Source organism: Shewanella sp. AC91-MNA-CIBAN-0169 (assembly GCF_040310165.1).
Lineage (GTDB): Bacteria > Pseudomonadota > Gammaproteobacteria > Enterobacterales > Shewanellaceae > Shewanella.
Genome location: NZ_JBEOPM010000044.1, coordinates 1 through 15,346 on the forward strand (window position 1 = coordinate 1; position 15,346 = coordinate 15,346).

Annotated in this window: 9 protein-coding genes and 1 pseudogene; 1 reads left to right on the forward strand and 9 read right to left on the reverse strand. The window is 41.3% G+C overall.

The annotated features are described in order from the left end of the window. Positions 1-278 precede the first annotated feature (278 nt). The 7 genes from nhaA to AAEY98_RS21760 form a co-directional block, all read right to left on the reverse strand. Positions 279-1,625, reverse strand: a complete 1,347-nt coding sequence (nhaA, locus tag AAEY98_RS21730; RefSeq protein ID WP_350979107.1) for a Na+/H+ antiporter NhaA — start codon at positions 1,623-1,625, stop codon at positions 279-281. A gap of 576 nt (positions 1,626-2,201) precedes the next feature. After that, on the reverse strand, positions 2,202-2,450 hold the full coding sequence (locus tag AAEY98_RS21735) for a DUF2171 domain-containing protein (RefSeq protein ID WP_101088294.1): 249 nt from the start codon (positions 2,448-2,450) through the stop codon (positions 2,202-2,204). Positions 2,451-2,760: 310 nt separating this feature from the next. Then, positions 2,761-5,832, reverse strand: coding sequence for an efflux RND transporter permease subunit (locus tag AAEY98_RS21740; protein WP_351011187.1), 3,072 nt, complete (start codon positions 5,830-5,832; stop codon positions 2,761-2,763). Between the two features lie 2 nt (positions 5,833-5,834). Further along, a complete protein-coding gene (locus tag AAEY98_RS21745; protein ID WP_351019600.1) occupies positions 5,835-6,941 on the reverse strand; it encodes an efflux RND transporter periplasmic adaptor subunit in 1,107 nt (368 codons plus the stop codon). A 96-nt stretch (positions 6,942-7,037) separates the two neighbouring features. Next, positions 7,038-7,508 (reverse strand): Dps family protein, encoded by a 471-nt coding sequence (locus AAEY98_RS21750; RefSeq protein ID WP_351011191.1) that lies wholly within the window; start codon positions 7,506-7,508, stop codon positions 7,038-7,040. A gap of 675 nt (positions 7,509-8,183) precedes the next feature. Beyond that, positions 8,184-12,017, reverse strand: a complete 3,834-nt coding sequence (putA, locus tag AAEY98_RS21755; RefSeq protein WP_351019603.1) for a bifunctional proline dehydrogenase/L-glutamate gamma-semialdehyde dehydrogenase PutA — start codon at positions 12,015-12,017, stop codon at positions 8,184-8,186. 512 nt (positions 12,018-12,529) lie between these two features. Then, positions 12,530-12,988, reverse strand: a complete 459-nt coding sequence (locus tag AAEY98_RS21760) for a hypothetical protein (protein WP_101088299.1) — start codon at positions 12,986-12,988, stop codon at positions 12,530-12,532. A gap of 430 nt (positions 12,989-13,418) precedes the next feature. On the opposite strand from AAEY98_RS21760, the pseudogene AAEY98_RS21765 reads away from it, so the two are divergent. Continuing rightward, positions 13,419-13,793 (forward strand): annotated as a pseudogene (locus tag AAEY98_RS21765) (integrase core domain-containing protein); the annotation flags it as partial. A gap of 357 nt (positions 13,794-14,150) precedes the next feature. Here AAEY98_RS21765 and rnk read toward each other — a convergent pair. Then, positions 14,151-14,564, reverse strand: coding sequence for a nucleoside diphosphate kinase regulator (rnk, locus tag AAEY98_RS21770; protein WP_351019607.1), 414 nt, complete (start codon positions 14,562-14,564; stop codon positions 14,151-14,153). 420 nt (positions 14,565-14,984) lie between these two features. Further along, the gene (locus tag AAEY98_RS21775; RefSeq protein WP_351019610.1) at positions 14,985-15,245 is read right to left on the reverse strand and encodes a hypothetical protein; all 261 of its coding nucleotides are present in this window, start codon (positions 15,243-15,245) and stop codon (positions 14,985-14,987) included. Between the last annotated feature and the right edge of the window lie 101 nt (positions 15,246-15,346).

Sequence of the window (15,346 nt, forward strand, 5' to 3'; positions counted from 1 at the left end):
CTAAGCATAATCTAAGCATAATCTAAGCATAATCTAAGCATAATCTAAGCATAATCTAAGCATAATCTAAGCATAATAAAATTAATTTATACCTGTTTTGTAAACCAGTAGAATGAATATTACTAGGCAATAAAAAACATTTTTTAATGCCATAACCCCGATGCATTAAACTAAAAGTATTAACCCGCTCAAGTACCACATAATACTCTTCTATTAACGTAAACGATGCTGCAATATCGGTGACATTTATGTTAACCGACTTGTGATGTCTCATTGAGTCATTTTTTTCGTTTGTTTGAACCAATGAATCTAAGATATAACGCACCCAAAAATGCAGACATAACCGATGCGACCAAGATGGATGTTTTTGCGTTATGGAGATGTTCAGGTTGCCCGTCAAACCCCAGTGTCGCAATAAATGTGGACATGGTGAAGCCTATCCCGGCTATCAGTGAAGCACCAATAATGTGTTGAATATTAACTCCCTTGGGTAATTTACCTATTTTGTAGTGCAGGCCCAACCAGCACGCGCCGGAAATGCCAATAAATTTACCGACTACAAGGCCAAAAATAATCCCTAATCCAACTGGGTATTGGAGGCTGTCGATAAACGAACTAAAACTAAACACTACGCCAGCATTAGTCAACGCAAACAGCGGTAAGATGAAGAGTGCTACAGGTAGATGCAGTACATCTTCCCAACGACGCAGGGGAGTGCCAGCATGTTCTGCTAAATCGCGCACTTCCAGTACCTGTTTATGGTCCTCCTGACTACCAAGAACGTCCACCTCTTCTATTTCTTGCTGAAGAGAGCTGATTGTTGTTTTAGCCTTATCAAGCGACTTTGCCGACGCCAACTTCGGCCGTGCTGGCACCGTCAATGCGATTGCAACGCCAGCAACAGTGGCATGAACACCAGACATGAGCATCATCCACCAGGTTGCAATACCGATGATAATATAGAAAATTGGCTGTCTTACGCCCGCGTAGTTAGCTACTGCCAAAAAAGTAATAAGTGAACATGCGCTAAACAGATAGATTACGGATATTTCCTGGGTATAAAATAGTGCAATAACGAGTATCGCCCCAACATCATCAACGATGGCGAGCCCAACTATGAAAGCCAAAAGACTGGCAGGTATGTATTTTCGCACTATGGTAAGTACACCTAGCGCAAACGCTGTGTCGGTTGCCATTGGGATACCCCAACCGATCTGTGAATCAAGTCCCCAATTGAACAAGGTATAGATCGTAGCCGGTAAAATCATTCCGCCTATGGCACAAATAATCAACATGCGCCGATTTTCCGGTTTAGCGAGGTCTCCGGCTAGCACCTCGCGTTTGATTTCAAGTCCAATCAATAAGAAAAATATCACCATTAAACCATCATTAATAATGTGTTTAAGAGAAGATCGTAACTCAACATCACCCAAAAATATTCCAATCGGGGTGTGCACAAGATCTAAGTAGGTAGAAGAATAGGCTGAATTTGCCCACCATAGGGCCAAGATTGTCGATAACAGAAGAAACAGACTGGAGGTAGTCTGCGCTCGAATAAAACCCGAAAATGGTTCGTGCATATATTCCAAACCACGCTGCAATATATTTTTAGATTCGTTTGCCATATTAATCACCTGTCATCATCTCGCCTAAGAAGTATGTTTATCTTCTGAGTAGAAAATATTTTTAGGCTTAAGGAGTTCGAAAATACTATAAATTGCGTTTGTTCGATTGTTTTATAACTACTTTATTGAACAAAAACGCTTTACGGAAAAAAACTGCATGACCCTGAACTCATAGAGCCTGCATACATGAAAATGCGTTATGGAGCCTTAGCTACATTGCTGTAAACGTAGGGGGCTGCGCCTATCAATGTTGTTAAGCAGTATATTGAGCAGCAAAATAGACCACATTAAACCGTGTTGCTGTTTTCGCCATGCTTATTGGCCATGACGGACGGGGCATGTTGTCGCGGAGATCAGCCATTATCATGTTAGTTGCTGAATGCGAAACTCATTACGCAAGTCTCCTGCCATTTTGAACGGCGCGAAAGCTAAAACTTGAACACTGTTTTTGATGTCTATCATTTTCACGTGAATTGTTGGGGAAAAGTAAAGGCGGGATATAAAACCGTGGTTCCCGCTCAAGTCTTAAGGTGGCATGAGTACAATGCCACCTTTGTTTAGCACTACAACAAGACTTTAGTGTCCTGTACCTGTTGGCGGAGTTTGAGACCATTCCTGCATAGCTTGGTCTCCTGGACGATCAACTTTCACTTTATCGCCCTCAGTTGAGGTTACCCAGCTTAATGGAATGTAATGGTGTTGACCGCCCTTGTCTTTTTTAAGCTTGAGGGTATCAGTGCCCTCCATATGATCTACAGTAGCAAATTGACCATCTTCGGAGCAGACAACAGGCATGTCAGGTTTAATTTGGTTGGTTTGAATCATAGTTTCCCCTCAGAGCTCAGTACAAGCCCTTCTATTTATAAATGAGCAATCAGTCATCTGACAAGCTTCAGAAAGCTAAATTGTCTTGGACTTTAACTGAAGTTATTGGTTACTTAATGTTCCCAATCGCACAGTAAAATCATACCCATAAAACTAAATGCAGTCTGTTCGGCAACGAACAGACTGCATTTTCAAGTCCTCTTTTACAATGTTTTCAATCAATAAGATTAGCCAAATCTTGGGTGACTGCGCCAATCAATCAAAACTGAACGCTACGAAAATATGAGTACGACAATCACATGTTCGTTGTTTAAGTCGGAGTTTGATCAGCGGCATTACCCTGCCCCTCAAGATCTGAAGTATCAATCTTCTTTGCCAGGACGATATAGAAAGCAGGCAACACATACATAGTTAACAAAGTACCGATACCGAGTCCTGTAGCAATGGTTATACCAATCGCAAAGCGCGACTCTGCTCCTGGGCCCGCTGCAATTAACAGCGGGATCATGGCGACGATAAGCGCCAGCGAAGTCATGATAATAGGGCGAAGTCGAATCGCTGCGGCTTCGATTACCGCGTCGCGCTTGTTGCGTCCCCTTTCCTGAAGTGTATTGGCAAATTCCACGATAAGAATACCGTTCTTCGCGACCACGCCAATCAATGTTATCAGACCAACCTGTGTGTAGATGTTCATCGACGCAAAACCAAGCATAATGAAGGCCATTGCCCCTGCAATTGACATCGGCACCGATATTAAAATGATAAGAGGATCACGCCAGCTCTCAAATTGCGCAGCAAGCACCAGATAGATAACGAGTAGCGATAAAAAGATAGTCACGATTAACGCACTGCCAGAATTTTCGAACTGTCTAGACTCGCCCTTAAAATCATAGCTGAACCCCCGAGGTAGGATATCGACCGCCTTGGTTTTCATGAAACTGATGGCATCGCCCATCGACACTGATGGCGCTGGAATGCCTTCGATCGTGACCGAATTCAGCTGATTGAATTGTGTTCTGGATGAGGGTTCTACATCATGCTCGAAGCTAACGACCGAGCCGAGCGGAACTAAATCGCCAGAGTCGGCGCGGATGAAATAATCGTTGAGCGCCGTTGCTGTTTGGCGCGCGTAGCGCTCAACCTGGGGAATAACCTCATACGAGCGCCCCTCCATGTTGAAACGACTAATAAACCCGCCGCCAAGCATACCGCCAAGCGCCTGACCAATTTCCTGCATCGACAAACCGAGATCGGCTACGCGTTCGCGGTCGACCTTTACTCGGGTGACGGGCTTATCGATATCGATCGATTTCTGCACGAATGTGAAGTTGCCACTCTGCATGGCAGCCCCTACGAATTCATCTGCTATTTGATCGAGTTGAGTAAAATCACTGCCCGAAGTTAGCACAAACTGAAAGGGTAGACCGCCACTCGAACCAGGCAAGGATGGAATTGGGAATAAAGCTGTTTTCAAACCAGTAATCCCTGCCACAGAAGCCTGCAGTTGAGGCATGATATCAAACTGCGATATATCTCGTTCGCTCCAAGGCTTCATTTTGAAACCGCCAAACACCGCATTGGGACTCGTCATACCAACCAGCATGAACGTCTCGTCGTAGCCTGGTACCTGCTCGAAGGCTGTCTGCATTTCTGTGCCATACTTCTGCAGGTATTCGAGTGTGGCTGTCTGCGGTCCTTTACCCTGAAACAAAATGATGCCACGGTCCTCAGTCGGTGCAAGCTCTTTCTGGCTTAGCATCATCATAAAAAAGATCGACACTAGTACGACTACCGCAAACATAATTACAGGTGAGACGGCCTTGACCATGATAGCCAGCGAGCGCTGATAAGTGTTGGCGAGTCGGTCGAACAAACTTTCAATTGCACTCTCGAAGCGGGTCGACTGTCCATGTGGTTTGAGAACCTTACTGGCCAGCATAGGCGATAACGTCAAGGCAATGATGCCTGAAATGACGACGGCACCAGCAAGCGTGAAAGCAAACTCGGTAAAAAGCGAACCAACCAGCCCACCCATGAAACCAATAGGCGCGTAGACTGCAACCAAGGTTATCGTCATGGCGATAACTGGATTGGCCATTTCTCGAGCACCGATCAACGCTGCTTCCTTCTTTGATTTACCATCAACGATATGCCGGTGTATGTTCTCGACTATGATAATAGCATCGTCGACAACCAAGCCTATTGCCAGCACAAGTGAGAGCAGCGTCAGCAAATTGAGCGAGAAACCCAGCACAAGCATGATGAAGGCTCCACCGATGAGCGAGAGCGGTACTGCTATTGAGGGAATGATTGCCGCTCGCAGAGATCCTAGGCATAGAAACACGATGACAAGAACGATACCCACAGCCTCGATAAGCGTCTTGATCACCTCATTAATTGAATCATCAATAAATGCTGATGCATCGTAGGGGAGTTCGACCTGCAGACCCGAGGGCAGCTGAGACTTTATATCCGGCAGGAGTTCCTTAACACGTTCAGCCACAGACAGTGGATTAGAACCCGGAGATAGATTAATGGCTACGTAGGTTGAGGGTTTACCCTTATACAGTGCTATGTTCTCGTAGGTCTGTGATCCGAGCTCTACCCTGGCGATATCCTTGAGACGAACGATACTATCTTCGGTCGATTTAATTATCAGATTCTCGAACTGTTTGGTGTTTGCAACGTCAGTATTCGTAGTGAGATTGATCTTGATGAATTCATCTTTGGTTTGCCCAACTGCTGAAATATAGTTGTTCTGACGCAGGGTTTGAGCAATATCTGTCGAGGTTAGATTAACCGCTGCAAGTCTTTGAGGATCGAGCCAGACTCTCAGCGCAAAGCGACGCCCCAGCAGTTCGGCCTTGGCTACACCGGATAGGGCTTGTAGTTTCGGCTGTACTTCTCGGGCAAGATAATCTGAGATCTGTGGGACTTTCATGGTATCGCTAAAGAAAGCGATGTACATGAGCGCACGACCTTCTCCCGTCGTCGAGTTGATAACAGGGTCCTGAGCCTCGTCAGGTAACTCGTTACGTTGACTGGCAACTTTAGATTGAATCTCCGCAAGTGCGTCATTAGCATCGTAGTTGAGTTCCATCTGTGCTTCGATGGTTGAAAAACCTTGTATGCTCGATGAGCTCAGAAAGTCTATGCCCTTTGCTTCGGCAATAGCCTGCTGCAAAGGTTGGGTAATGAATCCCTGGATCAATTCACTGCTGGCGCCTGGATATGCAGTAGTAACGGTGACTTTAGTGTTTTCCAATACAGGGTATTCGCGGATCTCCATCTCCATAATAGAGCGAATCCCAACCAGTAATATTAGTAGACTAACAACAATGGACAGCACTGGCCGTTGTATAAAAATGTCTGTAAAACGCATGTTTATTTAACTCCTGTACTGTCTGCAATCTTGTCATTTTGCTTTATTTTCACTCGCTGACCAGCCCTCAAGCGCAGCAAACCAGAGGCAATGATACGTTCACCGGGTTCTAACCCTTTGTTAATTTCAGTCATGCCATCCCGTGTAACGCCTGTTTCCAATGTCCGCTGCTCAGTGACCAGCTGGCCTTTTTCATTTTTAGTTAATGCATAGGCGAAATCGCCGTAGGTGTTGAAAGACAGTGCTATGTTTGGAATTGCAATGACCTGCCTTTCACCCTCTGCCATGGTTTTAATGGTAGCGAACATACCCGGTTTGAGGCTTTGTTGGGGGTTTAGAAGTTGGGCGCGCAGCTTAACGGTGCGTGTCTCTGGCGTGATAGAGCTATTAATTGCGGTAATTGTTCCTTTGAATACCTCTGAGCCAGTTGCCGCCACAGTGACTTCAACGAGATCACCAATATCAACGCTGGCCAGTTCCTGTTCAGACAGAGTATATTCGACCAGAATTGGATTAAGCATATTGATTTCAACGACAGGTGTACCCACAGATAAATATTCACCTATATCCGCTAGACGTAGCCCTACTATGCCGTCGAAGGGAGCCGTGAGTATTTTTTTACCAAACTGGGCCTCGGCTTCTTTTACTCGTGCTCTGGCTACATCTAGCGCAGCCTTTGTTTCATCTAAGGCGAACTGTGACACAGCCCGTTTGGAAATCAAGTCTGAGTTATGTTGAAATGCTTTCGAAGCAAGCTGTGCCTCAGCTAGACGTGTTGTAAGAGCGGCTTGCTCTATATCGCTGTTTAGGCGGATCAGGATATCGCCTTTTTTGACGGATTGACCCGATTTGAACAAAACTTTTGTCACTACACCGGGCAATTCATTGGCTATCATGACGCCGTTGATAGCTCTGATGCCACCGATTGATTGGATACTCGGTTGCCAAGATACTCTAGAGACCTCTGTAGTTTCAACGACGGTTGCGGGGCGTGGCTGAGAGAATTTGGCCTGCATTTGGTTAATTTGATAGAACTTGTAGCCGAAGATGCTGCCGATGACGACAAGGAGCAGAACGATAGCAATTGCGAAGCGTGAGAAAGTGCCCATCCAATCTGTATCCTTTTTAGTTAATATATAATAAGTGAATAACGTTAATAATCTGACCATTTAATTTCAAAAACTTGGTAGTTTGAAACGCTCAATCTACTTATTTGAAGCTCTCAACATCCACGATGTTTTTTCATGTATTCGCATTCGATCAGATACAAGAGATACCGTTGATTCGTCGTCTGATTGATGGGCCACTTTTAAAACATCGCGAGCAGTCTGTATAATTTTTTCGTGACCAACGAGTAATACTTCCATCATTTCCGTTGCATTGGGAACACCATCTACCTCATGGATTGAACTTAACTTGGAAAATTCTTTATAAGTGCCTGGCGCAGCAACATCGAGAGTTCGAACACGTTCGGCTATATCGTCTACAGCAATGGCCAATTCCATATACTGCTCTTCAAACATCAAGTGCAGCTCCCTAAACCTCACCCCAGTCACATTCCAGTGAAAGTTATGCGTCTGTAAATAAAGCGTATAAGTATCGGCTAATAACTTCTTTAACCCTTCAGCGATTTCGTTTCTATCTTTTTTATCAATGCCAATATTAATGTTGCTCATATTAAATTTCCTTTTAGTTTATTAATGGATATATTCATACTGATTTTTCTGCATGCTGAATTAAAAAATTTAAAATCCAGCTAGCACTTATTCCTTACATGTATTAATTTTTATATTGTATAGCGTAGGTGATTGATCGTTGTCCCAGTAATAAAGCTCAACGTCGTTCCTTAAACCAAGACGAAATGACATGGTCGAGTATTAATATTCTTTACTGAAATAAAAGCAGAGTAAGAAAAGTATTTTCCCGTAACACCAAGCAACACTTTACTCCATTACGGACTTAAGCTCTGTGCGATATCGAACCAACAATAATGGCTAGTGGATTAACATGAGGAATGGAGATATTGAATAAAGATTTATTAATCGCAATAAGAATAGATTCATCACCGTAACCTACTGCGAATAGACCTTAGCTGGGTGGTCGCTTAATCCTGTTGGCTTGGTCGTTCACTCATTTAATCAGGCTTAATTTTTTGCCAAAATGAAATGTAAAAAACAATATAAACCCCATCAAGTTAGCTTCGCACCGAAAGTATTATCTGTTGTCACTCATTAGCACTTTTATCAGTTATGACAAATAAACCGAAACATTAGGGGAATAAATCATCAACTTTTCAGTTGATGATTTATAAATATTTTGAATTTTTGTTTAAACATAACATTCAAAAATAGTTAGTTCTCTTCATCTAAAGTCATCAGCGACGTGTTACCACCAGATGCGGTAGTATCAATGCTAACGGCTTTTTCTGTTAATAAACGTTGAATGAGATTATCAAAATATTCTGAACTGATCATTGGTAAAATTGCCCCTTGACGTTCGGCTAATCTGTCACTGATATAATTTTTTCGGCCACAATGACTATCAACAACGACTCCTGATAACGCAGGATGCGCCAACAAAGTGGTTAAATGACATAAGCGGGTAATTTGAAAAACATTCTCATCTGCGCCTGTTGTAACGAACTTATCTCTAATGGCTAACGCTTGATCATAAAATAAATCAGAAACGACCGAGATAACGGTATTTCCGGTTGTCAAAGCCGTTACAATTGAGAGTATCCAAAAGTGAAAAGTCACATTTTCATCAGCAAAGCAGATGATATTACCGCGATTTTCCAAATAGAGTATATTAGACTCACCTGTTGGACCTGGAAGCGTTGTTGGCTTTTGCAGATGTTTTTCAACACACACTAATTGTGAATTAGCCGCTGTCAAAGTACTATTTAAGTCATCGGCTAAATCATCAACAATATCGATATCAGCCATTTCGGCTAACATTTGACTCACAAAAGAAATACGCTGATCTAACTGGGTCATGCGCCAGGTTTTTTCTGCTATATCCGCCCTATCCATCATTAATTCTGCTTCTGCTTTCGATCTCGAATCGCTCACTAAAGCATCAACTTGCGATGGTAATAAGTTAAATTTATCGGCATCGGGAGTGGCTTTCTCTTTCACTAGACGTGTTAAATAATATGGCCCACCCGCTTTTGGCCCTGTACCTGAAAGACCACGCCCCCCAAAAGGTTGCACCCCCACAATAGCGCCAATCATATTGCGATTTACATATACATTACCTGCACGCGATAGTGTCGCCAAATGAAAAGCTCGCTGTTCAATCCGCGTATGAATACCCATCGTTAAACCGAAACCGGTGCCATTAATATCATCAATGACTTTTTCTATTTCATCGCCTTTAAAACGAATAATATGGACACAGGGACCAAATACTTCATGCTTGAGCACACTAATATTGTCTATTTCATAAAGTCGCGGCGCAAAAAAGAAATGTTCGTTTTGTGCTATTTCATTTGTCTCATTAGATATCGCGCATTGGTACAATAATTGACCATGAGTTTTCATATAGTCACTGTGAGCATTGAGTGAATCTAGCGCTTTTTGATCAATGACGGGACCAACATCAGTGCTGAGTTTTTCTGGATTACCCACATGCAATTCTGCTAATGCGCCTTTAAGCATTGTAATAACAGTATCGGCAATATCTTCTTGCAAAAATAAGACCCTGAGCGCAGAACAACGCTGACCTGCAGACTGAAATCCTGAAGAAATAACATCATCAACCACTTGCTCAGGCAAAGCTGTGGAGTCAACTATCATACAGTTTTGACCGCCTGTTTCAGCAATAAAAGGGACTTTTGCGCCGTCTCTATCAGCCAATGTTTGCGAAATAATAGTTGCTGTTTTAATCGAACCCGTAAAAATAACCGTTTGAATATGTGCATTAGGAATAATAATACTGCCCACTTCACTGCCCTTGGCAATAACCGCTTGTACAACGCCATGAGGTAATCCAGCAGACGTCATTAGTTCAATAGCGCGCAATGCAATTAAACTTGTTTGCTCGGCTGGTTTGGCCAACACCGTATTACCCGTAGAAATGGCAGCTGTCACTTGCCCTATAAATATCGCTAACGGGAAGTTCCAAGGGCTGATACATAACACCACACCACGAGCTTCTAAACGATCATCTTCTGCAAGTACTATCGCTTGTTGTGCATAATATCGACAAAAATCAACAGCCTCTCTGACTTCATCAATACCATCTTGAGTCGTTTTTCCCGCTTCTTTGATGCATAAGGCAATGAGCTCGTCCCTATGATGTTCAAGAATATCGGCGATACTGCATAATAAGGCTGCGCGTTCAGATACAGGCTTTTGTGACCATGAGGCAAATGCAGTTTGAGCCGTATCGATCATCGCGAGCATGTCATCTTTGCTATGATGGCGCTGGAAACCAATGATTTCACTTTGCTTTGCTGGGTTTCTAATGGCTACAGCCCCCTCTGGCGTGTCACTTTCAGAAAACTGGTTATTTTCAACCCAATTATCTAGTGATGTTTTTAGCTGGGTTACCATATTTATGTCGGTTAAATCTAAGCCCTTGGAATTATCTCGACCAACACCATTTTCATCATGGTACAAGGCAATAGGTTTGATAATCTGGCCGTTATATTTGTCTGTTAAGCGATGCATTTTTTTAACCGGGTCTTCAAGTAAAGATTCGACCGGTTGAGACTCATCAATAATGGCATTAACAAAAGAAGAATTAGCGCCATTTTCTAACAAACGACGGACTAAATAGGCTAGTAGCTCTTTATGAGGACCAACCGGTGCATAGACCCGACATTGAACATTTTCACTGGCAACAACTTGATCATATAAAGAACCACCCATGCCATATAGACATTGAAATTCAAAACTTGCTTTGTCATTGCCCGCCAGTTCAAGAATAGTCGTCACTGTGTAAGCATTATGTGTCGCAAACTGTGGATAGAGAGTATCTCTATATTCTAATAATTTTTTTGCACAGGCGAGGTAAGAAACATCAGTGGAAGCCTTGCGAGTGAATACCGGAAAATGCTCATAGCCACCTTTTTGAGTGTTTTTAATCTGAGTATCCCAATAAGCACCTTTAACTAAACGCACCATCATTTTTCGGTCAACACGAATGGTTAGCTCATGTAACCAATCAATGATAAAAATAGCCCGTTTTTGATAAGCTTGCAGAGCCATCGAAAAGCCATTCCAACCCGCTAATTCGTCATCACTAAATACCGCCTCAATAACATCAAGGGACAAATCTAATCGCTCAGATTCTTCCGCATCAACCGTTAAACCAATATTGTATTTTTTAGCTTGCAAACAAAGCGCTTTAAGTTTGGGAACAGCTTCAGTCATTACTCGTTGTCTTTGCGCAAATTCGTAACGAGGGTGAATAGCAGAAAGCTTAACTGAGATACCAGGAACTCTACGAGGATCGTTCTTACCTGAGGCGAGTGAAACCGCGCCAATAGCATCTATGGCAACTTGATAAGCTTTAAAATATTTATCAGCATCACCCATGGTGCGCGCACCCTCACCTAGCATATCGTAAGAATATACGAAGCCTTGCCGATCTTGTTTGGTAGCATGCTCTGTTGCAGCTTGAATTGTTTCACCCATAACAAACTGCTCACCCATAATTTGCATGGCATAGTTCATTGCTTTACGAATGACAGGCTCACCTAAACGACCAATAATCTTTTTCAATAAATCAAAACTATCTTTTTCGCGTTCATCAGCATAATCAACCATAGTGCCGGTAACTAATAACCCCCACGATGAGGCATTAACAAACAGTGAATCACTGCTGCCCAAATGACTTCGCCACTCACCTTGAGAAATTTTGTCGCTAATGAGGGCATCTTGAGTGTGCTTATCTGGTACACGTAATAAGGCCTCAGCCAAACACATCAACACCACACCTTCTTCACTGGATAATGTGTATTCTGCGAGTAAGGCATCTACAGCACCGTTACCTGATTCGTCTCTACGTATTTTTAATGATATTTTACGTGCCTTTTCCCACGCTCTGCTGGCAGCTTCATCGTTAACGTCTGCTAACGGTAAAATATGCTCTACCGCAACACTTTCATCAATACGATAGAACTCGCGAATTTTCTGACGAATAGGAGAGTCCGTAATGTTCGAATTATTAAAAAGCATGTGCTTCACCTCAGCATGAATAAATTGTATTTTGCAATGACTGGAGACATTTGATATCTAAGAGATACCTAAGATTTGATAACTAACGAGTAAATTATACTGCTCTTTAGTTTTAGACTCTGTGCGTTAGCGTACTTTCTATAAAACACGGTTAACAGTGGTTCCAACTCTTAACATTAACTCATACTTTCAAAAACTTATCAGGTTATATGCCGTTGATAAACTATCGTTTGGTTTTGCAAATATCGCTGAGTTTAAGTGGAGTGTTACCTATGTTGAGGTAATACAACCCATAAATTCGGCCTAGATTTGTTGAAGGTTGCATTATCTGTATATGGCTTGATATGAATTGGCCGTTGTCACCAACTTTAACGTTATTTTGGTAGCTAAAATAACGCATAAAGTTAGTCATTAAAAAGGCTCTGCTTACCACAGGAGTGCATTCTGAAAAGTTTCTAGTACTAAATCACTCAGTATGACGTTATGTGATTTTTGTTTGTGAGACATTTATGCTACAAATCGTCAATTTGTTTCATGTTACGTGCCAGTAATCGCCCCTCGGCCTCTTGAACCGACAATATATTATCAAGAAATTCCGTCACCGAAGGTGCACAGCTGCATTTTTGCAGATACTCAAATAGTCCGACGATATTTTTATGATATTCAAGAGTGACAATTGCTATTTCATCCGTATCCATCTTCTCAAACGGATGCTCACCTTCAGTGTGAATAGAAATAGTGAATTTTTCGTAGTAATGCCGACTATACGTGTTGAGTGCACTGCTATTACCATTGTCTTCAAACTTTTTCATTACCTGCGCCATTTTTTTTTCGTGCTCTGAAATGTACTTAAGCAGCAAACCAACTCTTACACTATCGCTTTTTTGTGCACAATTGGCGGCAAAATAATGCAGTTCTTGGTGCATGTTTTTAGTCCATTGCATAACATCGTGAAGTGTTTCTATTTGCATATTATCCTCAAAATTAAAGCTTTTAGGTCACTCTGGGTGGAAAGTGAATCGCCTGCCTAGCATAAAAATAAAAAAATGGTAAAAAATATCACCATTTGTGGCGTAAATTGCAATCGCTTTTAACTCATTTAGTCTATGCAACATTATGTATTTACTACATAATTTAAAATTAGTAACCACGATTTAACTCATGATGTTGATAGTCATAATACGTGTATTTTACTTTTAACTCTGTTCGTTGCCGCACTGAACTTGACATAAAAATCCGTCTAATCAAGATATTCACAAACCTTACTGAAAAGAAGTATGACCAACATAGGGCAATTAGAATTATCGGCCCACCGTGGCGATATCATCAAAGAGGTCAACAGGCTCATTGAAAAATATCGTGCTATTTTTTAGATGGAACGTATCTGAAATAGATAAACGCTGGGCAGAAAAATACTTATAGAAAGACGTTGTGTTGCACTCTGATAATGGTGATCCCATGAAATACCTGACGATGCGAGCGAGGATGTACAATTTAGTGGGCGTGACCAAATGAAGTCGTCCAAGGATGAGTAATGATAATCCGTACTCAGAATCTACTGTTTAAAACGGTAAAATATCATCTGCGTTGGCCTAGTGATGGTTTTATATCGTTAGATGAAGCGCGTACATGAGTAAATGAATTTGTTTATGGGTACGACAACGAACATTGCCATAGCAGGATTAAGTTTGTGACACCAAATCAGAGACATGATGGTCTTGATGTTAGGATATTGGCGAAGCGAAAAGTGTGCTATCAGACAATAGAAATGAACATCTAGAGCAATGAACAAAAAGAACAGAAAGAACAGAAACTGTCAGCCATAGGCTGTGGAGTTAATTTAAGAGTAACACAAAGAAGCTGTTTAACCATTTAAGCGACAACTGTCATGAAAAAAACCGCTTAGATAAACCTGTACACCAGTATTCTACGACGCAGTACCAGTATGTTGATTCTAGGTGCCATCTATCATTATCGTTGAATCAAACCGCTAGCGAAGTTAGTTAGTTATTTATTTAGTTATTGTTTAATAGCCTTAAACCAGATGTAACGAGGATTTACTACATTCTTTTATATGGAGTGTCTTCATTGATCTGGTGTAATTTATTTTCAAGCTATTGAATAAATGATGTATCAACGATGGTATTCACCAGCCCTTTCTGGTTGATAAAAAATTTCATTAATGGTTATTTTTATTAACCCACCACCAGGCTTTGGCCATTCAATTTGATCTCCCTGAGCCAACCCAAGTAACGCGCTTCCAACTGGCGCCAGAATAGAGATTTTATCGCCACTCAAATCAAGATCTTTGGGATAAACAAGCGTCATTAAAAACTCATCTCGAGACGACTCGACAGTAAATTTAACCGTTGAGTTCATGGTGACAATTGTAGTGGGTATTTCTGTTGGATCCACGATTGTTGCTCGAGCGAGTTCCTCTTCAAGCTCACTTATACCTACCATTTTCTTTGTAGGTAAGGACTCGATGAGTTTAAATAGTCTCTGCGCATCAAGTGTTGAGATCGTTATTTCAGGTCTGTTATTCATTTTTTCCTCAAAAATTCTAATAATTCATGCTTTAAGTATTTTACCTAACGATCAAACTTTGAATAATAGAAGGTTTAATGAGGTAAAATAACATTATTAATGTAGTGATATTAATTTTAAAAATCACACACGCGATTGCAAATATTATCTCTAGTTTATTAAAATTAACTTAATATCTGAGTATCTGCGCCTAAAAACAGGTGACATACAAGCCACTACAAAGTGAATATCCACGACTATATTTACAACCAATAAATGTATTACTCTAAAGGTGAATTTATAAGACAAAAACACATAAAATTAACAAAAAACTAATAAGCTGTACAGTGCCTTAAAGGACGGGATTATTACAGCGAACATTAATTTCTTAATCTGATGTTTTTATTATATTCAAAGTTTAATGAATACTTATGATCAAGCCTATTTAGATATTAATGCATTAAACATGATCTCTTGAGCCTTATCTTGTATAGAATTGAGTAACAATTTCTCTGATTTTACCTGAATTTTTTGCCCATTAATTATTGTAAATTCATCCAAATAGTTAACTAACTGTTTAACAATACCAATATAATTTTCAGGTATCCTTATAGCCACTTTTTTGGGTCGCTTAGCTGTTTGTGCTCTAGTGCCACCTACTCCAACTTGATGTGACTTAATCTCACCATTATTTGCTGTCATTTCTAGACTCCTTCACTATCTTTTCCCCCTGTGTCAGGATAGTTGTCGCCTCAATTAATTTACAAATAAACAGGGAGCGGTAAGTTACAGCAAGTGAATTA